This window comes from Alicyclobacillus acidocaldarius subsp. acidocaldarius Tc-4-1, assembly GCF_000219875.1.
In the GTDB taxonomy this organism is placed as follows: Bacteria; Bacillota; Bacilli; order Alicyclobacillales; family Alicyclobacillaceae; genus Alicyclobacillus; species Alicyclobacillus acidocaldarius_A.
In genome coordinates this window covers 192238-216605 of record NC_017167.1, presented here as the reverse complement: position 1 = coordinate 216605, position 24368 = coordinate 192238, and the positions used below count along the sequence as shown (strand labels likewise).

At 58.7% G+C, this 24368-nt stretch carries 27 protein-coding genes and 4 pseudogenes; 8 read left to right on the top strand and 23 right to left on the bottom strand.

Features of this window, described 5'->3' with window-relative positions:
* Nucleotides 1–186 precede the first annotated feature (186 nt).
* Together TC41_RS15555 and TC41_RS00995 are read left to right on the top strand one after the other, a co-directional pair.
* A pseudogene (locus tag TC41_RS15555) lies at nucleotides 187–672 on the top strand (AEC family transporter); the annotation flags it as partial.
* A gap of 241 nt (nucleotides 673–913) precedes the next feature.
* Entirely contained in the window at nucleotides 914–1201 is a 288-nt protein-coding gene (locus TC41_RS00995; protein ID WP_237699992.1) for an AEC family transporter, read from the top strand.
* Nucleotides 1202–1210: 9 nt separating this feature from the next.
* On the opposite strand, the gene TC41_RS16650 is transcribed toward TC41_RS00995, so the two are convergent.
* The 6 genes and pseudogenes from TC41_RS16650 to TC41_RS16375 form a co-directional block, all read right to left on the bottom strand.
* Nucleotides 1211–1648 (bottom strand): DUF6904 family protein, encoded by a 438-nt coding sequence (locus TC41_RS16650; protein WP_041694849.1) that lies wholly within the window; start codon nucleotides 1646–1648, stop codon nucleotides 1211–1213.
* Nucleotides 1633–1788: a DUF6904 family protein gene (locus TC41_RS17170; RefSeq protein WP_374952860.1), complete on the bottom strand. Its 156-nt coding sequence runs from the start codon at nucleotides 1786–1788 to the stop codon at nucleotides 1633–1635. The genes TC41_RS16650 and TC41_RS17170 overlap by 16 nt, the downstream gene beginning before the upstream one ends.
* A complete protein-coding gene (locus tag TC41_RS16645; RefSeq protein WP_014463116.1) occupies nucleotides 1734–1952 on the bottom strand; it encodes a DUF6904 family protein in 219 nt (72 codons plus the stop codon). Before TC41_RS16645 ends, TC41_RS17170 begins: the two co-directional genes overlap by 55 nt.
* Before the next feature lie 183 nt (nucleotides 1953–2135).
* The gene (locus TC41_RS00980) at nucleotides 2136–2591 is read right to left on the bottom strand and encodes a hypothetical protein (protein ID WP_014463115.1); all 456 of its coding nucleotides are present in this window, start codon (nucleotides 2589–2591) and stop codon (nucleotides 2136–2138) included.
* A 177-nt stretch (nucleotides 2592–2768) separates the two neighbouring features.
* Nucleotides 2769–3993, bottom strand: a pseudogene (locus tag TC41_RS00975) (IS256 family transposase).
* Nucleotides 3939–4505 carry a hypothetical protein gene (locus TC41_RS16375; protein WP_158306704.1) on the bottom strand — a complete coding sequence of 189 codons (567 nt, stop codon included), beginning with the start codon at nucleotides 4503–4505 and terminating at the stop codon, nucleotides 3939–3941. Before TC41_RS16375 ends, TC41_RS00975 begins: the two are co-directional and overlap by 55 nt.
* Before the next feature lie 161 nt (nucleotides 4506–4666).
* Here TC41_RS16375 and TC41_RS00970 point away from each other — a divergent pair, with 161 nt between their 5' ends.
* On the top strand, nucleotides 4667–6019 hold the full coding sequence (locus TC41_RS00970; RefSeq protein ID WP_014463112.1) for an IS1380 family transposase: 1353 nt from the start codon (nucleotides 4667–4669) through the stop codon (nucleotides 6017–6019).
* Between the two features lie 530 nt (nucleotides 6020–6549).
* Here TC41_RS00970 and TC41_RS00960 read toward each other — a convergent pair.
* From TC41_RS00960 to TC41_RS15545, 3 genes are read right to left on the bottom strand one after another with little or no spacing between them, the layout of a single operon-like run.
* Nucleotides 6550–7143: an ATP-binding cassette domain-containing protein gene (locus tag TC41_RS00960; RefSeq protein WP_014463110.1), complete on the bottom strand. Its 594-nt coding sequence runs from the start codon at nucleotides 7141–7143 to the stop codon at nucleotides 6550–6552.
* 5 nt (nucleotides 7144–7148) lie between these two features.
* Nucleotides 7149–8072, bottom strand: a complete 924-nt coding sequence (locus TC41_RS00955; protein WP_014463109.1) for a hypothetical protein — start codon at nucleotides 8070–8072, stop codon at nucleotides 7149–7151.
* Between the two features lie 39 nt (nucleotides 8073–8111).
* Nucleotides 8112–8660, bottom strand: coding sequence for a hypothetical protein (locus TC41_RS15545; RefSeq protein ID WP_237699991.1), 549 nt, complete (start codon nucleotides 8658–8660; stop codon nucleotides 8112–8114).
* A 188-nt stretch (nucleotides 8661–8848) separates the two neighbouring features.
* Between TC41_RS15545 and TC41_RS16640 the strand changes: the two genes are divergently transcribed.
* Together TC41_RS16640 and TC41_RS16635 are read left to right on the top strand one after the other, a co-directional pair.
* Nucleotides 8849–9013 carry a hypothetical protein gene (locus TC41_RS16640; RefSeq protein ID WP_237699990.1) on the top strand — a complete coding sequence of 55 codons (165 nt, stop codon included), beginning with the start codon at nucleotides 8849–8851 and terminating at the stop codon, nucleotides 9011–9013.
* Nucleotides 9014–9183: 170 nt separating this feature from the next.
* Nucleotides 9184–9360, top strand: coding sequence for a helix-turn-helix domain-containing protein (locus TC41_RS16635; protein WP_014463107.1), 177 nt, complete (start codon nucleotides 9184–9186; stop codon nucleotides 9358–9360).
* A gap of 6 nt (nucleotides 9361–9366) precedes the next feature.
* Here TC41_RS16635 and TC41_RS16085 read toward each other — a convergent pair whose 3' ends face one another.
* Together TC41_RS16085 and TC41_RS00945 are read right to left on the bottom strand one after the other, a co-directional pair.
* On the bottom strand, nucleotides 9367–9594 hold the full coding sequence (locus TC41_RS16085) for a hypothetical protein (RefSeq protein WP_014463106.1): 228 nt from the start codon (nucleotides 9592–9594) through the stop codon (nucleotides 9367–9369).
* A gap of 57 nt (nucleotides 9595–9651) precedes the next feature.
* Nucleotides 9652–10158: a DUF2785 domain-containing protein gene (locus TC41_RS00945; RefSeq protein WP_014463105.1), complete on the bottom strand. Its 507-nt coding sequence runs from the start codon at nucleotides 10156–10158 to the stop codon at nucleotides 9652–9654.
* A 192-nt stretch (nucleotides 10159–10350) separates the two neighbouring features.
* Between TC41_RS00945 and TC41_RS00940 the strand changes: the two genes are divergently transcribed.
* The 3 genes and pseudogenes from TC41_RS00940 to TC41_RS00930 all read left to right on the top strand — a co-directional run bounded on the left by TC41_RS00940 (nucleotide 10351) and on the right by TC41_RS00930 (nucleotide 13148).
* Complete coding sequence (locus TC41_RS00940; RefSeq protein WP_049784304.1) at nucleotides 10351–10836, top strand: hypothetical protein; 486 nt, start codon at nucleotides 10351–10353, stop codon at nucleotides 10834–10836.
* Between the two features lie 50 nt (nucleotides 10837–10886).
* A pseudogene (locus TC41_RS17350) lies at nucleotides 10887–11877 on the top strand (transposase).
* 197 nt (nucleotides 11878–12074) lie between these two features.
* Nucleotides 12075–13148: a phosphotransferase family protein gene (locus TC41_RS00930; protein WP_014463099.1), complete on the top strand. Its 1074-nt coding sequence runs from the start codon at nucleotides 12075–12077 to the stop codon at nucleotides 13146–13148.
* A 61-nt stretch (nucleotides 13149–13209) separates the two neighbouring features.
* On the opposite strand, the gene TC41_RS00925 is transcribed toward TC41_RS00930, so the two are convergent.
* The 12 genes and pseudogenes from TC41_RS00925 to TC41_RS00875 form a co-directional block, all read right to left on the bottom strand.
* Nucleotides 13210–13656, bottom strand: a complete 447-nt coding sequence (locus TC41_RS00925; protein WP_014463098.1) for a hypothetical protein — start codon at nucleotides 13654–13656, stop codon at nucleotides 13210–13212.
* 89 nt (nucleotides 13657–13745) lie between these two features.
* Complete coding sequence (locus TC41_RS00920; RefSeq protein ID WP_014463097.1) at nucleotides 13746–14519, bottom strand: IclR family transcriptional regulator; 774 nt, start codon at nucleotides 14517–14519, stop codon at nucleotides 13746–13748.
* 39 nt (nucleotides 14520–14558) lie between these two features.
* Nucleotides 14559–14981, bottom strand: coding sequence for a MaoC/PaaZ C-terminal domain-containing protein (locus TC41_RS00915; RefSeq protein ID WP_014463096.1), 423 nt, complete (start codon nucleotides 14979–14981; stop codon nucleotides 14559–14561).
* The gene (locus TC41_RS00910; protein ID WP_014463095.1) at nucleotides 14978–15433 is read right to left on the bottom strand and encodes a MaoC family dehydratase N-terminal domain-containing protein; all 456 of its coding nucleotides are present in this window, start codon (nucleotides 15431–15433) and stop codon (nucleotides 14978–14980) included. Before TC41_RS00910 ends, TC41_RS00915 begins: the two co-directional genes overlap by 4 nt.
* A 19-nt stretch (nucleotides 15434–15452) precedes the next feature.
* Nucleotides 15453–17087 carry a long-chain fatty acid--CoA ligase gene (locus TC41_RS00905; RefSeq protein ID WP_041695595.1) on the bottom strand — a complete coding sequence of 545 codons (1635 nt, stop codon included), beginning with the start codon at nucleotides 17085–17087 and terminating at the stop codon, nucleotides 15453–15455.
* An 87-nt stretch (nucleotides 17088–17174) separates the two neighbouring features.
* Entirely contained in the window at nucleotides 17175–18392 is a 1218-nt protein-coding gene (locus tag TC41_RS00900) for an acyl-CoA dehydrogenase family protein (RefSeq protein ID WP_041694846.1), read from the bottom strand.
* Between the two features lie 32 nt (nucleotides 18393–18424).
* Complete coding sequence (locus tag TC41_RS00895; protein WP_041694845.1) at nucleotides 18425–19198, bottom strand: SDR family oxidoreductase; 774 nt, start codon at nucleotides 19196–19198, stop codon at nucleotides 18425–18427.
* Between the two features lie 69 nt (nucleotides 19199–19267).
* A complete protein-coding gene (locus TC41_RS00890) occupies nucleotides 19268–20029 on the bottom strand; it encodes a beta-ketoacyl-ACP reductase (RefSeq protein ID WP_014463091.1) in 762 nt (253 codons plus the stop codon).
* Between the two features lie 192 nt (nucleotides 20030–20221).
* Nucleotides 20222–21388, bottom strand: coding sequence for an acyl-CoA dehydrogenase family protein (locus TC41_RS00885; RefSeq protein ID WP_041694844.1), 1167 nt, complete (start codon nucleotides 21386–21388; stop codon nucleotides 20222–20224).
* Nucleotides 21389–21557: 169 nt separating this feature from the next.
* Complete coding sequence (locus TC41_RS16630; RefSeq protein WP_237699989.1) at nucleotides 21558–22418, bottom strand: hypothetical protein; 861 nt, start codon at nucleotides 22416–22418, stop codon at nucleotides 21558–21560.
* Nucleotides 22419–22673: 255 nt separating this feature from the next.
* A pseudogene (locus TC41_RS17155) lies at nucleotides 22674–22886 on the bottom strand (S-layer homology domain-containing protein); the annotation flags it as partial.
* Between the two features lie 268 nt (nucleotides 22887–23154).
* Complete coding sequence (locus tag TC41_RS00875; RefSeq protein ID WP_014463086.1) at nucleotides 23155–24345, bottom strand: iron-containing alcohol dehydrogenase; 1191 nt, start codon at nucleotides 24343–24345, stop codon at nucleotides 23155–23157.
* Nucleotides 24346–24368: the final 23 nt, after the last annotated feature.

Genomic DNA, 24368 nt, shown 5'->3' with positions numbered 1-24368 from the left:
TTTTATGGAACAAGTTATCTTTCACGAGAAGAGTGCGTCGTTTTTGCTCGCGACGGAATCAGTCATTCTGCAAAAGGCTCACATAAAAGGAGTCTGCCATTTGACAGACTCCACCTGAATTTCGCGCGCGATGCAATTTGGCTACGGCCTTCTTGCGGAAGGCCCCCTGCTTCCCTTTATGCCGAAATGAAGCCGCATCGTCAACGCACGGACAGGATTTTTTCGGTGCCGGCGAGAAATGATGACGTATCCGCAGTTCCATGGACGAGATCGCCGAGATATGGGGTTGTTGCAATGGGCTTTCTGCATTTGCTCTGGACCATCACCGTGCCCATTTTGATCGTCTGCGTCGCAGGTGCGCTCGTGGCGCGGTATCAGCCTGTCGAGACGAAATCGCTGTCGACCGTGGCGCTGTACCTGCTGGCGCCGGCGCTCATTCTCTCGGCCCTGCCGTCAGCCAATCTGCGCGGCAATCACGTCGTCCAAATCGCATTGTTCACTGCGGTCATGACCGCATTCTGTTGGGTGGCGGCCATCGCGGCGGGTCGGCTGTTCCGACTCGACCGGGCGACCTCGCGGGCGCTCATGCTGACCACCATCTTCAGCAATTCCAATAACTATGGCCTGCCTGTGCTGCTGCTCGCGTTCGGCACCCAGGGATTCGCGCTGGGAACCCTGTACGTGATCCTGCAGATTCTTTTGGTCAACACACTCGGCGTGTCCATCGCGGCGAGCGGACGCTCGGGCGAGAGCGGCTGGCGCGCCCTGCTGCGCGCCCCGCTCCTGTACGCGAGCGCCCTCGGCCTTGTGCTGGCCATCTTGCATCAACCGCTTCCAGGAGGGATAAGCACGGCTGCCAAACTGCTCGGAAACGCGTATGCAGCCGTGGTGCTGCTCATTCTGGGGATGCAGCTTGGCCACACGCGCTGGTTGGGCGCATGGCGGAAAGACGTATGGCTGGGGCGTGGCGCTGAGGGTGGTGATGGTGCCTGTCGCGGCGAGGCTCCTGCTGCTTGCGCTTGGCATCCATGGCCTGCTCGCATCCGTGCTGTTCGTGGAAGCAAGCATGCCAGCTGCCGTCAACACGGTGGCGCTGGCCAGCCGTTACGACGTGGCCGAGGAATGGACGTCCATGGTGGTGGCCATCACGACCGCGTTGAGCTTTGTGTATTTACCGCTCGTCATCGCCATCAGTGCGTGAGCGAGCAGCCTACCACTCCACGGCATCCCAGTCGATGTCAGCCTGAAGCGTTACATCCTCGAGGGGACACCCACGTTCCTGAGCGAAGCGTATGACATCCTGCTCGATCGAATGGTACTCTGGGCCACGAGCAATCATCTTCTCCATCATCGTCGCGATCGAGAATGCGCGGCGAGAAGGAGACTTCTTGGCGTACTCAAAATTGAGGTAGTCCAGATATTGCGTAGTATAGTTCTGAGACCACGGAAATCTCGTATCCGTCGCCTTCAAAAAGCGTTTGAACGCGGTAGGGCTCACGGCCTCGCGGACACACTGGATGATGAGGGCTTGAAAGTGGTGCACATGGACAACGTGAAGATCCTGGTTGGGATTCATGTAGAGCCCATATGGAGTTTCTCCTCGCTTGTCCGTATAGAGGATGAGAAAGTCGTTCAATGCGGCAGCCACAAACAACGCTTCTGGGTACAGCGTTTCAAGCAGCGCACATTTTCCTGAGGGGCGATAAGCCCATGAAAGCGCATCATGTCTTCAGTTAGCCCATTCGGATAGAGCTCCACCCGACGGTGCCCTTGAAGTGCATGCCGCACATCGTAACACACGCCCAGCACGCGCAAACGAGCTTCCTCGAAGCTGGGTATTCTCCCTCCTCGCCGACCACCTCGTGCAAAGCATGATAAAGAGCTTGCAAATCGTCGTAGTCTCCACTCACTTCGATGCCAAGCAGATTCGCCGTATTCTTCGCTCGGAGCATAGGACACCTCCGCCTCCGCGGAACCGACAAACGTTTTGACTCAGAGAGTGACAGGATCGGAGCGAATTCGCAAGGCGGGAGGTCACTATCCCCGTAGAATCTGAATGGGCAGCGGATAGGCTCCAAACGAGCAGTTGGAGGACGCGATAAGCCTCGGTGATGCTCATCACGACCGCGCGAGCCTCACTCTTCCTCTTTCGAAAACCGCACGAGATCCGCGATATCAAGCATGGCCGTCTTCCGAACAGCGCGTGTATTCCCCACTTCCATCAGCCCGACAAACGCCGCGATCACGCATGCAAGCAACGCACAAGCCGTCCAAGAAAGCCGGAACAGCACGATACCTCCGACAAGGGTGTACAGGCATGCCGAAGCCATGCAGGTTAGAAAGAGTGCGCGAAGTTTGCGGCGGTAGACCGAAACAACCTCCGACGGCGAATATCCCAAGTGGCGAAGAATTCCCATGTCTTTTCGACCACGGCGAAGGTCATTCCGAAAGAAAAGCCAGATGCCAGCGTACGTGCCCGCCGCCACGAGCATGGTGAACACCAGGGCCATCCAACTGGACGTTTGGAGCGTCGACGAGAGTTGTTGGAACGCGCGAAAGGTGTACACCGTGTCATAGCCGGGGTGTGTCAAGTGATCTGTGTAAACTCCATTTTTGAAGAGATTACCTTCGGCCCTGTAGCGAACACCCAGATGTCGTACCCATGTGAGGCTGTCAAGGTGCGCTTTCCAGCCTTGACAGCCGATTCCGGGCTGCCATCCTGGTCCGACGTGGCATGCCACACACCGTGGGCATGCCACCTAACGTCGTCATGGCAGGTATGGCGTCACTCGGTCCCCGAAGTAGATGGCTAGTTGCCCTAGAATGGTGCCCCAGTTGGCCACCCGCATCGTCCATTTTCTCGTCACCTCCATCGTCGCCAGATACAGCATCTTCAACAACGACTCGTCGTTTGGGAACATGCTCTTGCCCTTCGTCGCTTTTCGTAACTGCCTGTGGTAGCCCTCGATGATGTTCGTCGTATACATGATTCGCCGCATTTCCACGGGGTACCGATAGAACGTCGCGAGCTCCGTCCAGTTGTCTCGCCACGACTTCACACACAGGGGATAGCGCGCTCCCCATACCCGTTCAAACTGGTCAAGCTCCATCAAGGCCGCCTCTTCCGTGGGTGCCTGATAGATGGGCTTGAGTGCTGCCGCGACCGCCTTTAAATCCTTGTAGGACACATACCGCAGCGAATTGCGAATTTGGTGGACGATGCATTTTTGGACATCGGATTGCGGGAAACAGGCGGCGATGGCTTCGCTGAATCCCTTCAGGTTGTCCGTCGAAAAGACGAGCACATCCTGCACGCCACGCGCCTTCAGGTCATTCAACACGCCTAGCCAGAACTTCGAGGACTCACTCTGCCCAATCCAGATGCCCAGCACATCTTTCTGACCCTCGATGTCGATGCCAATGACCATGTACGCCGCCTTGCTTACCAAGCGGCCTTCTTCGCGCACCTTGTAGTGAATGGCGTCGAGGAAGACGACGGTATAGAGGGGGTGCAATGGACGATTCTGCCACTCCTGAATCCGCGGCAAGAGGCGATCGGTGAGGTTCGACACCAGCGTGGGAGATATCTCTACGCCGTAGATCTGCAGGAGGTGGTCCTGGATATCCCTCGTGCTGAAGCCACGAGCATAAAGGGCAATGACCTGTTCCTCGATACTTGGCATGCGCTTCTGGCGTTTTTGCACAATCGCAGGCTCAAACTCGCCTTTTCGGTCTCGAGGAAGCGCGATCTCGATCTCACCGAGTTCGGACTGCACCGTCCGCTTGGCGCCGTGGCCATTTCGGGCGTTATCCGTATCTTTGTGCTTCGCGTCGTATTTGGCATATCCGAGATGCGTGTCCATTTCAGCCTCGAGCATCTCTTGGACGGTGCTCGCGAAAAAGCTCCCTGAGCATGCTTTGGACGTCGTGAAGATCCTTCAGCTTGCCGTCTCGAATGAGTTGACGGATTTGCTCCTTGGATAGAACATCCATGCTCTTTCACTCCCCATGTAGACTCCCGCGTTTGGGCTTGGGGAGTTTACACAGTTCATTTTACACTCTCCATAGCCGCGGCCGGCCAGCGCCCGCGCAACCCGGTCCACGTCCGCTACATGAGGTACATAAACCGCTACGTTCTCCACCGGTTGAATGCCCAAATCCTGTCCTTGCGTAAACGCGCGAACCAAAGCAGCGTACGGCCGTTGATACGCTGTCTCCAGGATGCGCCGGTACGTGTCGTAGGAGACAAAAAGCGGACGACCGAGTGCGTTCTCCCCCGTGGCCTCCGATTGCAATGAGAAGAGCGGTGCTTGTCGAGTGATCGGGGCGGTATGCGATAGCGTCATGGACACACGCCGATCGCTCTCGTAGCCACCTTGGGTCACGCGAACCACTGGAACTTGCAGAATCAGCGGACTTGGCGTAGGCGGAACGGAGTAACCCGTGTCATCTCTCATGGTCAGAAGCCCCAGCAGCAGCGCGCCACCGGGATCGACCGACTCCACCCAGTTCGTGCGGCCTGTCGAATCCAGAATGCCAAAGTTAATTTGGTATACCCTGAATCCGTGACGAGTAGGTGCGAAAATTGCTGAAGCGCTCGTGGTTGGTCCTGTAGAATTGAGATAGTTCGGATATCGGCTGTATTCAATCCCTCTTCACCATCGGGGTGAACCACTTGCGTTTCATCATTGAAGAATCCGATGAAGTCATCGTCACGCATTCGGGAATGACCCTTGTCGGCGTGTTGCTTGATAAAACCAGAATCGGCGAGCGGTTGAATCAGACCCGCCTGCCTGGTATGGGCAAACCGGATATTTCAAACCGGGACGTGGCATACTCATACATCGGGCTGCTTTGCCAAGGCAAGACCGACTTCGACCACATCGAAGCGTTTCGAGATGACGAGTTTTTCATGATCGCACTGCAAGTAGACAACGTGCCTTCGAGCCCGACGCTGCGCCAGCGTTTGGACATGGTTGCCGGAAAATCCGGCTGGGAGTCCATTCTCCGGGAAGAGTCCGCAAGGCTCCTGAGAGCCCTCGATGTAACTCTGCATCCGATTGAACTGGGCGTGCCTGCAGAGCGTCGAACTTACATCCCGCTGGATATCGACGTCAGTCCCTTTGATAATTCCGGCACGAAGAAGGAAGGCGTGTCCCGTACATACAAGGGGCACGACGGATATGCTCCCATCTTTGCTTACCTTGGCCAAGAGGGCTACGTGGTCAATGTCCAGTTGCGTGAAGGCAGTACCCACGTACAAAAGGGCACGTCGACTTTCCTGCGGGAGAGTATTCAGTATGCAAGGCAGGTGACGGACCTCCCGCTTCTGGTTCGTCTGGATGCCGGCAATGACAGTGCAGAAAACATCGCCGTGTGTCGCTCCCAGGACAGCAGGGCCGAGTTCATCATCAAGCGCAACTTGCGAAAGGAGAGCCCCGAGGCCTGGCTTGTGATTGCCCAGCGACACGGGACATGTCATGAACCTCGTCCCGGCAAGAAGGTATATCATGGTTCGCTGATGTGTCCCGTCAAGGGTGTATCCGAACCAGTTCGCATGGTGTTCGAAGTTATCGAACGGACCATGACGGCCGACGGCCAAATCTTATTGGTACCGGACATTGAGGTCAGCGCCTACTGGACCTCACTGCCGGATGACCCGGCTGTGATCATTCGCCTGTATCACGACCACGCCGTGATGGAACAGTTCCACAGCGAAATCAAGACGGATCTGGACGCCGAGCGGCTGCCCTCGGGTAAATTCGCCACGAACAACTTGGTATTGCACTTTGTATGCGTGGCGTACAATCTGCTGCGAGTGATCGGCCAGGAGAGTCTGAAGCGAAATGATGCGCCGCTACGAAAAAAGGCAGAACGTCGCCGGATCCGGACTGTGATTCAGAACCTGATGACACTGGCTGCGAAGATGGTGCGACACGCCAGACAGACCAAGCTGAAATTGGGGTACGGGAATCGATGGCTCCCGGCATTTCGGCGATTGTACTTGGCCTTTGCGTAACGTGAACTGTGTCGAGCAAAGACACTGCATATGACCTGACATGGAAACCGAACCCAACCATTCACGAGTCCAGGGGGGACATCTGCCTTTTCGCCGCACTGGCTCCAACCGATATTCACAATCCCTAAGAAAATTGAATGTACATCCGTGAAATCGCAGTGAAGGGGCTTGCGAGAACACACATCAGCCTCTTTCCATCGGCCCTGTCACGGATTCAGGGGTATACATTCCACACCCTTGCTTTGGCACCGGGCATAGAGCTCGCAAGGATCCGTTCGATTTGTTCTCGATCACGAAATTGAACGTGCCTCGGAAGAGTTTGATGTTCTGACGATTGGGCGTCGACCAAGATGACGTGAACAGCGTCATTGGAGAAAAACTGTCGCTTCACATCGAGCGCCATGCGCAGTGTGTAGAGGCCCAAGGTCGAGAGCACGAGCAAAGCGACGAAGAGCGTCGCAGCCGCAATGCGGAACTGAATTGGCGTCTTGTTTCTCATCATGCGGGCGACATCACGAAGAGGCGTTGCATCATTCCGCATGCAGGACACCTCCCTGTAGACGAAGCCGTTCGGGGTGAAGCATGTCAGGCACCGGGGCATGACTGCAGATGATGGACGTCTTGTTTGCCAATTCGTCTGCCAACAGTCCCCAGATGCGATCAGACGTCACATCGTCTAAGTTGGACGTCGGCTCGTCAAAGAGTAGGACGTCGGCAGGTGGCAGGAGAGCGAGGACAAGTTGCAAGCGCCTGCGTTCCCCGCCCGACAGCGCTCGGACCTGGGTCCGTTCCATGCCTTCGAGGCGACAGGCCTGCAGAAGTTGGTGAGCACGTGCTGCCCAGCCTTCTTCCAGTCGCCTTGCCATCGCCTTGAGCCGAAGATGATCCCAGACCGTGAGATTTGAGAAAAGGAGGAAGTCCTGCGGCGCGTATTCGATTCGCGATCCGCTCGCCACTTGCACAATCCCGGCGGATGGCCGCTCATAGCGTGCCAAAACCTGCAGAAGCGTCGTCTTGCCCGCTCCACTGGGCCCGGAGATGGCGTACACCTTTCCAGCTTCGAACGTTACATTGATCGCTTTTAGAATGTCGCGTCCACCGTAGCGCTTCGCCACGTTTTGCATAGCAATCACGATGGGTTCTCCTCTTCTCCGCCGGCATAGCTCCAGCTGACAATCTCGACGCGCCCATCGCAGTCCAACTGAACGCCGTTTGGCATCCACTCCACTCCTTCAACCGAAGTGGCGCTGCCGAGGTGCCTACCGTCTGAAAGTTGAAACACGTCCGCGCGTGTGGTAAGCGACTTCGGATCGTCGTCGAACTGCACAAGGACACCCTGCGGCGTAAGGACGTTCACCGCTCGCACCGGAAGATGGATCGAATCGAACACAAACTGATGATCGGCGACCTTCACAAGCCGTCCTTCATACGCGAGCAGGGGATCGTCTGTCCAATGGGTCGATACGAGTTGAGGCTCTGCATTCAAATTGGCTGCAGGCAGTCGGTACAGCCAAACTGCGCGATCCGGCCGGAGCACCGTAAAGTACAACGTCGGCCCCGCAAGTGCACCTTGTTCGATGGCACCTTCCACATGTACAAAAGGATGCAGCGTTCTCGTGGTCGGATCCCATCTCACGATGTGCCGCCACTCCTCACCGCCGTCATCGCGGTAATGGACCAAGAGGAAGAACGCGTTTTGCCCGTCCGCTGCAAGCGGAAAAATGGCATCGTGTGCCGCATCAGGAAGCGTGTAGACGGTGACCGCCCTGCCATTCTGAAGCTGCACGATGGAAAAGTGATTCGTGAGGCTGTTGCCCATGGTGTACAGATCAGAAGGCGTGGTGAAGTTGTACACAAATTCGTTGGATACGTTGGTCCAACTGACCGCAACCTTCTTTACCGTGTCATAGAGCACGAAGCGCTGATCCACAGGATCTTCGATCACGCGCTCGTCGGCGCTCGCAGGTCCAGGGATGATGACGGCGTTCGCTGGCCTTGGCGGCGTGCTACAAGCCGTCACCGCGCACAAGGCGGCGCAGGCGGTGAATGCCATGGGCCAACGTGGCTTACGTGCGCTTGAGCACAGCATGATTCACACTCCTGCACTAATCGCGTACGTCTTCGGATCTCCAGCAAGTTTAACGGTAGCAGTATTGACCGTGACAATTGAGCCCTGTTTGTAGTCCGATTGTGGTCCGATGACGACGTTCCCGCGATAGTCCGATTCCTTTGCTCCATTGTCGTTGGTCCAGTATTTCACTTGTGTCCGAACAGTCTGCCATGAAGAAGAATAGGAAGCTGTTGCTGAATCGCCGGATATGCCCATCGTAATTGAAGCCCCGTTCCTCAAATCCGCCTGGCTGTACCACTGCGTGCGAATCCACTCGACGGTCCGGGACCCGCTGTAGACTGCAGAAACTTGCCAGTTCCATGTCAACGCATTTCCCGTTTGAGAAGCAAATGTCGATCTCCAAACGTTAGCTATAAGCGATCCTTCACCCGACGGCAAAGTTAAGGTTTGAGATGTGTTTGTATGCGGAAGATAATCTTGCGTTGTGACGATTGAATTGCTTTCATCTGCGGCCACGGTAGGGGATACGAACGCCAAGCTAACCACTGCCGCAGAAATGGCGTTCAGCATAGTGCGCCTCATGACTAGCCATGACCTCCACTTTTAAGTTCCGAATCTCGAGGAACAGTGTACCAGAACAATCCGAGGAATATATCTAGCATTTTGCTAGCAATAGGAGCTTCGATCATGGAATAGGTAACAAAAATGTGTAAACTTGAGAGGAACCCACTCAATTGGGCGTTCAGGAGCGTGAACGCATGCGGATGATCTTGTGTACAGACGACACCTGTCTTATCCGAATGCTCTCGGTCATCCTCGAGGCGTGCGATTTGCACATCTGCGGAACTGTCGAGCGCACGACTGCAATCTCGATGGCGACAACAGAGGATATTTTTATCGACGGCATCGCGCGCGCTCGTTAGGACTCTCAGGATTTTTAAGTGATCCACTTGCAGCACTTCAGACGTTCATCGGAGGTGATCTAGAGACCTTTGTAAGGCGATTCACCGTTCCTGAAGGACTTCCCTCTCTGCCCATTGTGTCTGTGAACGTCGGTCGCGGAGTGCGTTATAAATCCGGCGAACAATACCTGATGATCGAACATCGCCGTGTTCCGCTCTCGCAAATGGAGTCAAGACTTCTGGAACTCTTTCTCAGCCACGAGGGAGAAGTCTTGACGCGGGACGCGATCGCGAACGCTCTGTGGAAAGGGCACGTAAATCCGAAAGGCATCGCCAAGCTCGTGTCAAGGCTGCCTTGTCCATTCTGAGGTCCATCAGCAGCTCGTCGATCTCGCGTATGAGCGCCCCCGCCCATCTTCACTCAATAGATAGAGCCGCACCCAATGCAGCAGGTGCGCCCGGTTCGCGTGTCGAATGGTAGCTTCAGGCGTCCACTCGCTCGGCAGGCGAAACTGGGCCAGCCACCGATTCCAAAGCTCACGGCGCCAACCGGCCCGCCGGAAGACGGATCGCACGGCGATGGCAAGTCGCTCGTCCTCCAAATAGATGAGCGGCTCTGCATGGTCGACGACGTCCGCGATGGCGGCGAGAATCGACGCTCATTCCGCTTCGGCCGCGACGGGATGTTGCGCACAGGCCGCGAGCGCATCTGCGGTGTGCGCGGCACTATGCGCCCAGCCCTTGCCCGGCACGTAACCACGGCGATCCCGCTCGCAAGACGCGTACCGCGCAATGCTGGCTATCGCGTGAAGGACGATATCGCGCTCAAGCACGCGCCGCCTGGCATCGACGTCGAGGATGTACCCGGCGACGAGCGCGCTGAAGGAGCGCCCGAAGACGCTGTCGTCCCCCACCCTGCCTATGCCATAAAACAGATGATCGTCGCTCAACAATTGTTCAAAGAGCCACGCCAACTGCTCAGGCGGGATCGCCCCCATCTCGAGCAAACGGCAGAACAGCGAATAGGCGATCTCGTCGCAGACTTCGCCGTCCGGCGCGTGCAGTCCGGCGAGCAGGCGATTGAGCAATTCGATGGGGCATTCGTCATACGCCTTACGCAACAGGGCATCGTCACGTCGGGCGAGATCGCGCAAGGGCTCGATCATGGAAGTCCTCCGCCCGTAGGATGAATCAACGAGATAGATTTAAATGTAAAATATACATATGTATATTTAATTTTATAAAATAATAGTTGATGTATCTTGATTCTCTTTATAGAGAAAACTATGATAGACCTTGCGGCGGCTGATTTCAGATAGTCCCGTTCGGCTGGCAACGGATTCGAAGGAACGGATCCTATGGAAGACAAGGCCGAGCTGATCCTGTCCAAACTCGACGCGATGAACGGTGAGATCCACGCGCTCGGTGATCGACTGGATATGGTGGCCCAAGGGCTGCACGCCGTCGACGGACGCCTCAATGGCGTTGAGCACCGGTTGAATGCTGTCAACGAACGCTTCGATGCCGTCGAACATCGCCTAGACGTCGTGGACCAGCGTCTTGATGCCGTCGAACACAGCTTAGACGCAATGGGCCAGCGTCTTGACGCCGTTGAGTACCACTTGGGCCTCGTCGATAAGCGACTTGACGCTATCGAGCACCGCCTGGACGTGGTCGATCAACACCTGAGCGTCATCGACATGCGCCTGGACCACCAGGATCGCATCTTGGCTGAACACACTTCCCTGCTGAAAGAGCACACTTACATGGGCCTTTTGCAGAATCACGAGCCCTTGTGCGGCAAGGGTTTTTCGAGCATAAAGAAGGACTTCACCCCAACTTGAGAGAAAGAAAATGGTGTCCAGCAAACCATTTCAAGGGGTCGAAGTCCAACGTGTACCTTCGACAGACATGGCTCTTTTCCTTCGACGAATGGATGGAAATTGACCCTTCGGAGCGGCGTGAACGTTTTTTTCCGCGCTCAATCTGAGGCCGTATGCGGCGAAGTTGAGAAGTTCGACACCCAAGGGGCTAAGCCCATCTCTCGCGAAGCCATCTTGTGAGCATTTCTCGTGGCACCCCTTGAGGGCATCTCGACCTTCACGCAGCTTCACCAACGTTTGGAGAGTGATTTGCGCTTCCCTTACCAGTGCGGTTTCTTCCTTCACGAATCCATTCCATCCGTCTCGACACTAAGTCGCGTCTTTCAGGCCATCGTCGACCAAGGGGTTGCGGAGACACTATTTGCCGAGTTGGTTCGTCAATGCCGTGACGAAGGGCTCATCAAGGGCGAACACGTCGCCATCGACAGCACGGCCATCCATGCTTATGAGCGGAAACACCCACGCTCAGGTGTCCAGACCTCCATCGGGCCAACTGGGGCGCGAAGTTCGATGCTTTTGGCAACAAGCTGGCGTGGTTTGGCTACAAGGTCCATTTGGCGGTCGATGCCAAGAGTGAACTTCTCATGGCGCTCACGGTAACGCCAGCGAACGTCTACGATGAGGTATCGGATGACGTATTGGGGTGCAGAGGGCGACTGGCTCAAGTTTCGCTGTCCGCACGCGACAGGACATGTCGATTGTCCGCTTGGCATGGCTGCATGTTCTGCATCGAGCTATGGCATGGTTGTGAAGAAGCACATCGATGAGGACGTCCGTCGATACGCGAATCCACATCGCGACTCTCGCACATGGAAGATGCTTTATGATGAACGGACCGCAGTGGAACGCTGCTTTTCACGGTTGAAAGAACGGCTCATGCTTGACGACCTGCATGTGCGGGGTATCGAGAAGGTCACAGCGCATGCGTACATCAACGCCGTTGTACTCCTGGCATCTGCTCTGGCGATGCACCGGACGAATCGCATCGAGCAAGTAGCTTAACCTGATGCTTCGAACGGGCACCACCGAAGGGGCGTGATCTATCCGCACAACAAAAAGGATTTTTATGAAACAAGTTATCTTTCACGAGAAGAGTGCGTCGTTTTTGCTCGCGATGAAATCAGTCATTCTGCAAAAGGCTCCATTTATAAAATCTATTCCACAGATCGCCTGTGACGCGAGGCTTGGAGGGCTCGCCCATGGACATCAGCACCGTGCCCGGCGTCATGCCGGTTCGCGAAGAAGATCAACTGGATTGGGAAGGACTCCGGACTTACCTCGTGCGCGAGGGCGTGCTTCCATCGGATTCCGGCCCGCTGATGGCTGTTCAGTTCCCGACCGGCGCGTCGAACCTCACGTACCTGATTCAGAGCGGCGAGTTTGTGGCCGTCCTGCGCCGCCCGCCCCACGGCCCGCTCCCCCCGCGGGCGCACGACATGGGGCGCGAGTCGTCCATCCTCGCGAAGCTCCATCCGCACTTCCCGAAAGCGCCGAAACCGTATGCCTACTGCGAAGAGCCGCGAGTCATCGGCGTGCCGTTTTTCGTCATGGAGTACCGCCCGGGCGTCCCGCTGGACGACGCGTTCCCCGAGGACTTCGCCTATGCGCCCGAGGTGGGGCGGGCCATCTCCGAGCGCGCGATTCAGGCGCTCGCGGAGCTGCACGCCGTGGACCCGGTGGCATCCGGTCTCATCCAGTTTGGCAAGCCCGAGGGCTTTCTGCGCCGCCAGGTCGACGGGTGGATCGAGCGATTCCACCGGTCTCGCACGGATGAGGACGTGCCGCACGCGGACGCCGTCATGGCGTGGCTCAGCGGCCACGCCCCGGAATCGCGCGACGTCACCGTCATCCACAACGACTTCAAGCTGAACAACATGCTGTTTGCCCCGCCGGCGTATCAACACATTGTCGGCATCGTGGACTGGGAAATGGCAACTGTTGGAGATCCACTCTTCGATCTCGGCGTCATGCTGAGCTACTGGACCGAGCCGTCCGATCCGCCGGCGCTCCAGGCGCTCTTCCCGTCCGTGACGACGCTCGAAGGTTTTTACTCGCGCCGCGAGATGGCGGAGCGGTACGCACAGGAGACGGGGCGTTCGGTCCACGACATGAAGTTTTACTATGTGTTCGGCGTGTTCAAGCTCGCCGTGATCTTGCAGCAGATTTACGTGCGATACAAGCTGGGCAAGACGTCCGACGCCCGTTTCGCCCGCTTCGGCGACGGCATCCGGGCGCTTGTGGAACATGCCAGGGCCGAGATCGACCGCCCCTGAGGCCCATCCCAGCGCCCCACATGTCAAGAGGCCAGCCGGCCCGGCCGACTGGCCTCTCGGTTCAGTTCATGCCCTCTTGCAGTCCTTCCTTGAAAACCTCAAGGTGCCCTTCCCTGCGGCCGTCCTCAAAGATCTCATCAATCAGGCGATACATGTTTCTCAACTCCCTTCTTAAACGTAGCCGCTGTTCCTCCGAAAGCGCCTGTTCCCCGAGCGTCAGGAGCGCGCTGACGACGAGTTCCCGCTCGCTTGGGTTGCGCACCTGAGGGATCAAGGACAGGACTCGGTCGAACGCCCGCGAAGGGTCGCTCAGGCGCATGTTCATGGCCAACGCAAGTCGCAGGCGGTCGCGCGGCTCCCAACGACCGTCCCGGAGGTGGTGCTCCACCTCATCGAGTGCCTCATCGCCATTCACGTGAGCCAAAAACACGTTTTCGACGCGGTACAGCGCTGTGCCAATATTCAGTTCCTCTGGTGCGCTCGAGATGCTCGCGTGATAAAGAACCACGGACCGTATGGGACAGCGCATTCGGTTTGCAAGACGAGCGTCGTACTCCAACCGTCCCCAATTGAAAAGGCACCCGCCAAAACGGGTGCCTACGACCGACCTTGATATCCGCTCCACGCCGAGACTTTGGTGGCGCTCTCCTTGAGCGCCTTCACCGCCCGCTCCACGTCCTCGTCCTGGATGACCGACGTCATCGTGAGGCAGGAGAGGACGAGATCGACCTTGTTCTGCTGGTTGAAGACCGGCACCGCGACTGCCGAAATACCAGGCCACAACTCGCCATGGGAGACCGCGTACCCCTTTTCGCGCACTTCCTGGAGGAGGCGCACGTACTCCTCTTCATCGGTGATGCTATTTGGCGTGTAGGCTTTGAGCCCCTCTCGCAGCACTCGACGCCACGTGGACTCGTCGTCATACGCCAAAAAGCAGCGGCCGAAGGCGGCGCCGTACACGGGGAACTGCTGCCCCACGGACACCGCGATGCGCACCCCGTCGCCCGGCGGCTCGGCGGAGCCGATGTAAATGACGCGATCGTCTCGCAGCCGCTTGACGAGGACGGCCGTCATGCCCGTGTGCGCGGCGACCTGATGCAGTTCAGCAAGCGCGTGCGCGTAGACGTCATTCAGATCTGCCGCCCGGGCGCCGAGCGGGATAAGATAAGGGCCCAGGCTGTAGCGGCGCGACTGCGGATCGTAGGAGACGAAATCCTCGCGCTCCAACGTCCGCAGCACGCGCAGGCAAGTCGTCTTGTTCACGCCGAGCCGCTCGGCAATTTCGGTCAACGTGGATTGCCGATACTTGTGACGGCTCAACAGCTTTAAAACGCGCGCCGCGAGCGCGACAGATGGCACTTGGTAGTCCAACGGACACCCTCATTCCGCGAAAAAGTGTCTGGCCCGCCTTCAGGTGAGCGGTTTGCGGAACGTCGCCGTACCCTGGACGACGCGGACGTCTCCTGGCGACTTCTGCGCCCAGACGTCACACGTCACCACCTGATAGCCTTCTTCCTCTTTCACCTCTTGGACGACGCCGTCACAGGTGATGATATCACCCGGCCGCACCATGTCAACGAACCGGACGCCGAACGACAGCAGATCGCCCTCTTCGCCGATCTCGTCCGTCAGCATCTGCGCCACGAAGCCCATCGTCAGCATGCCGTGCGCAATGACCCCGCCGAGCCCTGCCTCCTTGGCGAACTCCTCCACCGTGTGAATGGGGTTGAAGTCGCCCGACGCGCCCGAGTACTTCACGAGCTGAATCTTGGTCACGGGCGGCTTGGTAAGCGGCGTGAGGTGATCGCCCGGCTGATATCGCTTCGCCGTCATTTCGCCCCGCCCCCTTCCGGTCGATAGATCACGATCGACTTCGCCTCCTGAACCAGTTCGCCGGCTTCGTTCTCCACTTTGTACGTGAAGACGAGCAGGATCATCCGGCCGAGCTTGCCGGACCGTTCCTTCACGTCCGTGAGCGCGAAGCTCGCGTATAGCACATCGCCCGCGAGGATGGGCTTGTAATACGTGTAGAACATCTCGCCGTGAATCAGGCCCTCCGTCGGCATCTCGAGGCCCGGAATCACGCCGTAGTCGAACGTGCGGCTGAACGTCGGGGGCGCCACGAGGCGGCCGAACCGGCTCTGCGCCGCGCGCTCCTCGTCGTAGTAGAGGGGGTTTGGATCGCCAATCGCGTCCGCGAACTTTCGAATGGCCCCTTTCTCCACCTCGTTCTTGACCGGTTTGGACCACACGCCGAGCAACCGCTCAAAATCCGCGAGTTCCATCGTTCATCTCCCCTCAAGCTCAGTACATGGATACGAGCTGGCCTTTGTCGTACTGCTCGCGCAACGTCTTCTTCGAGAATTTGCCGACGCTCGTCTTGGGGATTTCCTCGACGAACACGTAGTCGTCTGGAAGCCACCACTTCGCCACCATCTTGGATAAGTGCGCCTGCAGGTCCTCCTTTGTGACCTTGCCGCGGTATTCCTCCCGGATGACCACGCACGCGAGAGGCCGCTCCTGCCACTTCTCGTGGGGGATGGCGATCACGGCCGCCTCCATCACCGCCGGGTGCGCCATGAGGGCATTCTCGAGGTCCACGGACGAGATCCATTCGCCGCCCGACTTCACGAGGTCCTTGACGCGATCGACAATCTGCAGATAGCCATTCTCATCGATGGTGGCAATGTCGCCGGTGCGGAACCAGCCGTCCTCCGTAAACGCTTCCTTGGTCTTCTCCGGATCTTTGTAATACGAATCGATGATCCACGGCCCTTTGAGGAGAAGTTCGCCCATCTCCTTGCCGTCGTGGGCGACCTCCTCGCCCTTTTCGTTGACGATCTTCATCTCGAGCCCGGGCAAAATGAGTCCCGTCTTCGCGCGCAGCCGGTACTTCTCCTCGTCCGGCAGGTCTTTCAGGCTCGACTTGGGGAACGAAACGAACGTCACGGGGCTCGTCTCCGTCTGGCCGTAGCCTTGGTACAGCTTCACGCCGAGCTCCTTCTCGTACGCTTCGGTGAGCGCCGCTGGCAGCGCCGATCCGCCCGACATGAAGAAGCGCACGCAGGAGAAGTCGTATTCGCCCGGGTGCTGGCGGACGTGGTTCAGGATGCCCATCCAGATGGTAGGGACGCCCGCCGAGTACGTGACGCGCTCGTTGTGAATGAGATCGGCGAGGTCTTTCGCCGTGGGCCGCGGGCCCGGATAGACCTGCTTTGCTCCAATCCAGGTGTCGGCATAGGGCCGCCCCCATGCGTTCACGTGGAACATGGGCACCACCGGCATCGTCACATCGGTCTCGCGCGTGCCCAGCTCATCGACGAGCACCGTCAGGCAGTGGAGATAGAGGCCGCGATGGCTGTAGACGACGCCCTTGGGGTTGCCCGTCGTCGCCGAGGTGTAGCTGATGAGCGCCGGTGTGTTCTCGTCGAACGTCGGGAAGTCGAAGTGAGGATCTCCCTGGCGAATCAGGTCTTCATAATGATACACATTCGGGAGTTTCGTCTCGGGCAGCTTGTCATTGTCCGTCATCACGACGTACGCCTGCACAGTCGTGAGCTTCGGCGCTACGGCTTCGATCAGCGGGAGAAGATCTTCGTCGACAAACAAGACTTTGTCCTCGGCGTGGTTGATGACATAGGCAATTTGATCGGGAAACAGCCGGATGTTGACGGTGTGCAACACGCGCTGCGAGCACGGCACCGCGTAGTAGAGCTCCAGGTGCCGGTGATGATTCCAGGCGAACGATCCGACGTGTTCAAGCGCTTTCACGCCGAGCACGCGATCCAGCGCGTTCGCGAGTCGGCAGACGCGATCGTACAAATCCCGGTACGTGTAGCGAAACACACCGTTGTATCCGCGCGAGACAATCTCCTTTTCCGGGAAGATGGTCTTGGCGCGGTAGAGCGGCGATTTCAGCAGAAGCGGGTAATTCATCATCGCCATCGACTCCCTTCGCGAGTCTCATTCTTTTTCTTTCCGCCGCGAGTTTCGTCCCTTCTCTTCCGGCTCTTGTGGCGGCATGGACTAGTTGGGCCGCTCCGCCCCCTGGGCCAGTTCGAGCCTCGCCACGTGGCGCTTGTGCACCTCGTCGGGTCCGTCCGCAATCCGGATGACGCGCGCCTGCGTCCACATGTACGCGAGCGGCGTGTCCTGGCTGACGCCCGCCGCGCCGAACGCCTGAATGGCGCGATCGATGACGCGCTGAGCCACGTTGGGCGCGACGACCTTGATCATGGCGATTTCCTTCTGCGCGGCCTTGTTGCCGACGGTGTCCATCATGTACGCGGCCTTAAGCACGAGCAGCCGCGCCTGTTCAATTTCAATGCGCGATTCCGCAATCCACTCGCGAATGACGCCCTGCTCCGCCAGCGGCCGCCCAAACGCGACGCGCTCCTTGACGCGCTGGACCATGAGCTCGAGCGCCCGCTCCGCCATGCCAATCTGCCGCATGCAGTGGTGGATCCGCCCGGGTCCCAATCGCCCCTGTGCGATGGCGAATCCCTTGCCCTCGCCCCAGATGAGGTTTTCCTTGGGCACGCGCACGTTCTCAAACACAATTTCGGCATGCCCGTGTGGCGCGTCGTCGTAGCCGAACACGTTGAGCGTGCGGACAATTTTGACGCCAGGCGTGTCGAGCGGCACGATGATCATGGACTGCTGCTCGTGCTTCGGCGCGTCTGGATTCGTCTTGCCCATCACAATGGCGAACTTGCAGCGCGGATCGCCCGCACCGGACGACCACCACTTGTGTGCGTTGATCACGTATTCATCGCCATCCCGGACGATGCTCGCCGAGATATTCGTGGCGTCGGAGGATGCCACCTCCGGTTCCGTCATGGAAAAGCACGAGCGGATTTCGCCGGCGAGGAGCGGCTTCAGCCACTTCTCCTTCTGCTCGGGTGTGCCGTAGCGGACAAGGACCTCCATGTTGCCCGTGTCCGGGGCGTTGCAGTTGAAGACCTCCGGCGCGATGGGCGACCGGCCCATCACTTCGGCGAGCGGCGCGTACTCGAGGTTGGTGAGCCCAGCGCCGTACTCGCTGTCCGGAAGGAACAGGTTCCAGAGCCCCGCTGCCTTGGCCTTCGCCTTCATCTCCTCCATGATGGGAGGAATCATCCAGCGGCTTGGCTGGGACGCGAGCTGCTCGTAGTAGACGCGTTCGCCGGGATAGACGACTTCCTCCATGAATTCCTCAAGCTTTTTCTTCAGCGCCACCACTTTGTCGGAGTACGAGAAATCCACACCCACCGCTCCTTCACGCGAGGTCGCGATCGTCACATCGCCGTCGTGCCGCCGTCCACGGCTAGCACCTGGCCGGTCACGTAGTCCGACGCAGCGGATGCAAAGAACAAGGCCGCTCCTTTGAGGTCGTGTTCCCCGCCGACTCGGCCGAGCGGCGTTCGCAGCTGAATGAGACTACCGCCGCGCTCAAGCACCACGCGCGTCATCTTTGTCGGGAAAAAGCCGGGCGCAATCGCGTTCACATAGATGTGGTATCGCGCCCATTTCACGGCGAGATCGCGCGTCATGGCGATGAGGCCGCCTTTGGAAGCCGCGTATCCCACTGCGTCCAACATCTCCGGCGGGGAACCGCGCATGCCCGCCACGGACGCGATGTTCACGATCTTGCCGCCGCCCTGATCCTTCATGTGCCGAGCGACGCGCTGGGACATGAAGAATGCGCCGGTCAGGTTGGTTTGGAGGACCTTCATCCACGCGTCGTACGGCATATCGAGCGCGGGCGCCCCCCAGGACGTACCGGAATTATTCACCAGGATGTCGATCCGGCCGTACCGCGCGATGACCTCGTCGACGAGCGCCTGAATCGACGCCTCGTCGGTCACATCGAGCGGCAGGGCCACGGCCTCTCCACCTGCTTCTGCGATCTCGCGCGCCACTTCTTCGCAGTTTTCGACGCGCCGCGAACATAAGACGACGCGGGCGCCGGCCTCGGCGTACGCTTCTGCGATCTGCTGACCCAGCCCGCGGCCTCCGCCTGTGACGATGGCCACCTTGCCGTCGAGGCGGAACAGATCGAACACGCTCATGCGCGAGCCTCCTCCCTCTCCCATTCATTCGGCCGATCACGCCTATCCCGGCGCGATCGGCCTCAGTCGTCAGCGGTGACGGCAACCGTCGATGTACAGCACCTGGCCCGACACGTAGGCGGAGTCGTCGCTCGCGAAGAAGGCGATGACATTCGCCACGTCCTCCGGCTTGCCCGTGCGGCGAAGCGCAATCTGCTGCGACGCAGCCTGCTTGAACGCCTCGTAATCCACACCGATGCGCTCAGCCGTCGCCCGCGTCATGTCGGTCTCGATGAAGCCCGGCGCCACTGCGTTCACGCGGATCCCGAAAGGTCCGAGCTCGATGGCGAGCGTGCGGGTGAACCCCTGAATGCCGGCCTTCGCAGCCGCATAGTTCGCTTGTCCGCGGTTGCCGAGCGCAGACGTGCTCGAGAGGTTGATGATTTTGCCGGACTTCTGCTGCACCATGTACTTCTGGGCGGCCCGGCTGCAGAGGAACGCGCCCTTCAAGTGCACGTTCATCACCGTGTCCCAGTCTTCTTCGGTCATCTTGAAGAGCAAGTTGTCGCGGATGACACCCGCATTGTTCACCAGGATGTCGAGGCGGCCCCACTTCTGCACGACCGACTCAATAGCCCGCTCCACGTCGTCCGCCTTGGTCACGTCGCACCCGACGCCAATGGCCTCGCCGCCCGCCTGGCGGATGGCCTCGACGGTGTCCTTCGTCAACTCCTCCTTGATGTCAAACACGGCGACCTTCGCGCCGTCCGCCGCCAACCGCTTTGCCGTCGCCGCGCCAATGCCGCGCGCCGCTCCCGTCACAATCGCAACTTGTCCATCCAACTTCCCCATGCCACATACCCCTCTCATCTTCGTCGCCGGATGGCTCTGTCGGTAAGCGCTGACATCGCGCATGGGCCACCCGCTCGTCGATGTTTCAGAATCGATTCAACGTTCAGGATGATGGCACAACCTCATCCTATCACAGCTCATCGACAGAATGCCAGAATTTTTTCATAGTTGAAATAGAGTTTCGATCCGCCGTCATGCGTCCGCCTTGGTGCGCTCATACTCCTTGTGCAGCTGTGCCGCAATGATATTCTTCTGAATTTCCGAGGTGCCCTCGTAAATTCTCGTAATGCGCGCGTCGCGGTAGAAGCGCTCGATGGGATACTCCGCGATGAACCCAAGCCCGCCATGGATCTGGACCGCCTTGTCCGCCACGCGGTTGTAGACCTCAGATCCATACAACTTCAGCATGGCAGCTTCCTTAATGACGTTCATCTTCTGATCCGTCATCCACGCCACGCGGTAGACAAACGTGCGCAGCAGTTCGATTTCGAGCGCCATCTCCGCGAGGTAGTGCTGGATGATCTGCTGCTCAAAGATGGGCTTGCCGAACTGGATTCGCTCATGCGCAAACGCCAGCGATTTGTCCAACAGATATTCGCAGGAGCCCAGGCATCTCGCTGCGAGCCCCGCTCGGCCATTGGCCAGAATCTTAAGCGCGTTCACATATCCCTCGCCCTCTCGGCCGAGGACGTTCTCCTCCGGGACCTCCATGTCCTCGAAGAAGATCTGCGCCGTATGCGATCCATGCAGCCCCATCTTCTTTTCAATGTGTCCCACGCGAAAACCCGGAAAGTCGCGTTCCACAATGAACGACGTGATCCCCTTCGGCCCCCTGGATGGATCTGTGACCGCCATCACCGTGAACACATGCGCATACGGCGCGTTGGTGATGTAGATCTTTTGCCCGTTGAGGATGTACCGGTCTCCCTTTTTCATCGCCGTGGTCTTGATGGCAGCCGCGTTCGATCCGGCCTGAGGCTCGGTGAGCGCAAACGCGCCGATCCACTCCCCCGTCGCCATCTTGGGCAAGTATTTCTCCTTCTGCTCCTTGGTGCCAAACTCGACGATGCCGACCGACCCAATGCCGTTGTGCGCGCCAATGATGGTCGTGTAGCCATTGATGGTCTTGCCGAGCTCCTCGTAGATGAGGCACTTGCCCAACATGTTGAGGCCGATACCGCCGTACTCCTCAGGGATGCTGAGGCCAAACAGCCCTAGCTCCTTCGATTTTTCCAGTACGCTGTCCGGCACGCGATCCTCTTCCTCGATCTGCATCGCGAGCGGCTCAACCTCGCGTTCCACAAAGTCGCGAATCGTCCGCCGCATGTCCTCCAGCTCGGATGGTAGCGTAAAATCCACGCGACTCACCTCCGTCGTTTACGAATATGAAATCCGAGTTCAAATGAGAACTACACGGATCATGATAGCGGTTTCTGCGGGGAGGCGCAATGGGGAGGAAATTGGAGCGTGACGTCAGTTGTCAGTGAAGACAGGAAAAGCGCGGCCCTGCGCGAGCCGCGCCTTGGTGTCAGGTCGCATTTCCGGTCGCATTTCCGGTCGCATTTCCGGTCGCATTTCCGGTCGCATTTCCGGTCGCATTTCCGGTCGCATTTCCGGTCGTACTCCCAGTTGTGTTTCCGGTGGTTCCGCCACCGACGCCGATTGACGTCGGCCAGTCGGAAAGATTCAGCCCCGGCGGCAGCGTCGGTACCATCGGCTGATATTGATACACCGCCTTCTCCGAAAACAACATGTCAAAGGAGCGAAACATTTTGGCCCCGTCCTTGCCGAACATGGGGATAAGCGCCGGTCCGGACAGCGAAATGTCGTAGGAGATCGCGATATCGGCAATGCGTGGCGCGCCCGACGAGCGGTCGATCTCGATGACGACTTGTCCTGGCGCGTGACTCAACAGCCCAGCAACCCCTTGCGACGAAGTCCCTGTCGCCCCCATTTGGCCAAACGCATTCGCAATGTGGGCCATCGCAGCCGGATTTACCTGCGCATGAAACACGTCCAGCCCACCATTCTGGCCCGCCCACGTCACATTCGTAAACATCCCTTGCCACTGAGGCAGGGTTTGCGCGAGCGCCCCCTCAGCCTGGGTGATGTTTGTCCAACCCGAGCCGTTTTCCTGCAAGTAGAAGACACCATCGTCGTTGACCACTTGAGCTGTGCCTGTCTTCGCCCCCATTTGGTCTGTTGCCTGGGCCACCGCGTACACATGCGAACCCGTGCGCATTTGCTGCTCGGACAACGTCATTTGAAAACGGTTCTTGTTCAACGCTTGATCCAGCTGGTCTAGTTCCGATTGAATCCCCGGTTGGCTCTGAAGTGCTGGAACAAGCTCCAGTTTGAATGCCTCACTTGCCGTTTCCGTCAACTGCATGAACGGGGCTTGGCTCGAATTCACAAGGGCCTCCAAGAATTCTTGTCGCTCTGTGGAGGATAGCACCCAGGAACCCGGAATGGGGCTCACCGCCTTCGCCAGTTGCCTCAAGCCATTTACGAACGCCGCAGCCTGAGATATGGTCATGACGCCCGCCTGTGTGATCAACCCTTGTGCGCGTGCCCACGCCACAGGAGACACAGCGCCAAGATTCATGTGGTACAGTTTCGCAGCTATCTCCGCAGCCTGAGAAGCCGTCAATGGATCACCCGCTCCAAACCGCTTGGAGGTGTCCGCTTTCACCAGCCCGAGCTCGAGCGCCTTGTGGACATATCCCCACAGCGCGGAATGCGTCGGCACATCCACATAGGGAGACCGGCCGGAAGCGTCCGGCTTCACCGACGCTTGTTGCAACAACGACTGAAGAAAGGCGCCCTTGGTTTCGACGGCATCCGCGCTCACTGCCATCGGGACACAAGCGGAAAGAGCCACAGCAACGGCCAATGCAGAACCCACCTGTCTCTTCTTTTCCACTGGAGAACCCCCATCGCGATTGGAAGTCGTGTCAACTCATTCTAGCTTGAAGACCCAGTGATTTGGAAGAACAAATTACAAGTTTCTTCGGTTTTGTCCGAATTGAGACAAAGAGCACACAACAAAGGCGATCTCGCCCCTCATCGAACGAGATCGCCGAGGAATATGAGATGTGAAGCCCATTCCAACCCTGTGCCTGGTCTCAGCTCGCCACCTCGCGCGTGACGCGCTGGATGATGGCATCCGGCAGGCGATAGACGACGCCGGACGGATCGGCGTGCACCAGATCCACCATCTTGCCGAGCTGCCGCTTGTCAAGTTGGTAGTCGGCAAACGTCGCGGGCAGGCCGACTTGTTCTCGCAGATCGCGAATGCGCTGGATGAGCGCGTCGAGGGCAGCGTCGGGATCGGAAGGTGCGTCGAGATTCAGTGCCTGCATGAATTCCACCACGCGCGGGCGGTAGAACGCGGGCATCGCGGCCATCACGTTCGGCAGGAGTACCGCGTTCGCGAGGCCGTGCGGAATGCCGAACTTCGCGCCGAAGGCGTGCGCCATGTTGTGCACAGGAATCGCGTTCAAGGCGAGGCTGAAGCTGATGATGGCCATCGTGCTCGCCATGAGCATGTTGGCGCGCGCGGTCAGATCCTGCCCATTGGCCACGGTCTTCGGCAGGTTTTCGAAGATCATGCGCGCGGATTGGATGGCGTACGCGTCGGTGAACGGGTTGGCCTGCGGCGAGAAGAAGCCTTCGATGGCGTGTGTCAGCGCGTCGAAGCCCGTGAACGCGGTGATGGTGGGTGGCAGGCCGACGGTGAGTTCCGGATCGAGAATGGCGATATCCGCATTGATGAACGGGTTGATGAGGTTCACCTTGACGCCGAGATCGTCGTGGAAGACCACGGCGATGGGCGAAGCCTCTGCACCGGTTCCGGCGGTGGTGGGCAGCGCCACGTGCGGAATGAAGATAGGCTGCGCTTCGGGCCACATCTCGAGCACATTGCCGATGAGCGCCGGTCGGATGTCAGTGAGGCCGCGGCTCACCATCCACTTGATGCCCTTCACCGTGTCGAGCACGCTGCCCCCGCCGAGGGCGATGAGGCTGTCGGCCGCGCATTCGCGGTACGCGCGCGCGGCCTCGTTGATGATATGCGCCTTCGCGTCCTGCTCGACGCGATCGAACACGCCGGCAATGGTCACGGGCGTCGGGACGAGATCGAACAGCTCCAGAATCTTGTCGAGCAAGCCGGCCCGCACAATTCCTGGGTCGGTGACGACAAACGCGCGCTTGCCGCCGAGCCCGCGCACGGTCTCAGGCAGGAGCACGCGCGAGCCAACGCCGTTTGTGATGGTCGTTCTCGCCATGAATTGAAAGCCGGATCGGATGTATGGCATGGATGAACCCCCTCGCAGTCGTC

Coding starts and splice junctions, on each gene's coding strand:
- TC41_RS16645 (WP_014463116.1), bottom strand. CDS start 1,952: ATGCTCCGAGCGAAGAATACGGCGAATCTGCTTGGCATCGAAGTGAGT.
- TC41_RS00960 (WP_014463110.1), bottom strand. CDS start 7,143: ATGCAAAACGTGGCGAAGCGCTACGGTGGACGCGACATTCTAAAAGCG.
- TC41_RS00955 (WP_014463109.1), bottom strand. CDS start 8,072: ATGGCATTCACCGCCTGCGCCGCCTTGTGCGCGGTGACGGCTTGTAGC.
- TC41_RS15545 (WP_237699991.1), bottom strand. CDS start 8,660: ATGCTGAACGCCATTTCTGCGGCAGTGGTTAGCTTGGCGTTCGTATCC.
- TC41_RS16640 (WP_237699990.1), top strand. CDS start 8,849: ATGCGGATGATCTTGTGTACAGACGACACCTGTCTTATCCGAATGCTC.
- TC41_RS16635 (WP_014463107.1), top strand. CDS start 9,184: ATGATCGAACATCGCCGTGTTCCGCTCTCGCAAATGGAGTCAAGACTT.
- TC41_RS00945 (WP_014463105.1), bottom strand. CDS start 10,158: ATGATCGAGCCCTTGCGCGATCTCGCCCGACGTGACGATGCCCTGTTG.
- TC41_RS00940 (WP_049784304.1), top strand. CDS start 10,351: ATGGAAGACAAGGCCGAGCTGATCCTGTCCAAACTCGACGCGATGAAC.
- TC41_RS00930 (WP_014463099.1), top strand. CDS start 12,075: ATGGACATCAGCACCGTGCCCGGCGTCATGCCGGTTCGCGAAGAAGAT.
- TC41_RS00915 (WP_014463096.1), bottom strand. CDS start 14,981: ATGACGGCGAAGCGATATCAGCCGGGCGATCACCTCACGCCGCTTACC.
- TC41_RS00910 (WP_014463095.1), bottom strand. CDS start 15,433: ATGGAACTCGCGGATTTTGAGCGGTTGCTCGGCGTGTGGTCCAAACCG.
- TC41_RS00905 (WP_041695595.1), bottom strand. CDS start 17,087: ATGATGAATTACCCGCTTCTGCTGAAATCGCCGCTCTACCGCGCCAAG.
- TC41_RS00895 (WP_041694845.1), bottom strand. CDS start 19,198: ATGAGCGTGTTCGATCTGTTCCGCCTCGACGGCAAGGTGGCCATCGTC.
- TC41_RS00890 (WP_014463091.1), bottom strand. CDS start 20,029: ATGGGGAAGTTGGATGGACAAGTTGCGATTGTGACGGGAGCGGCGCGC.
- TC41_RS16630 (WP_237699989.1), bottom strand. CDS start 22,418: ATGCAGTTGACGGAAACGGCAAGTGAGGCATTCAAACTGGAGCTTGTT.
- TC41_RS00875 (WP_014463086.1), bottom strand. CDS start 24,345: ATGCCATACATCCGATCCGGCTTTCAATTCATGGCGAGAACGACCATC.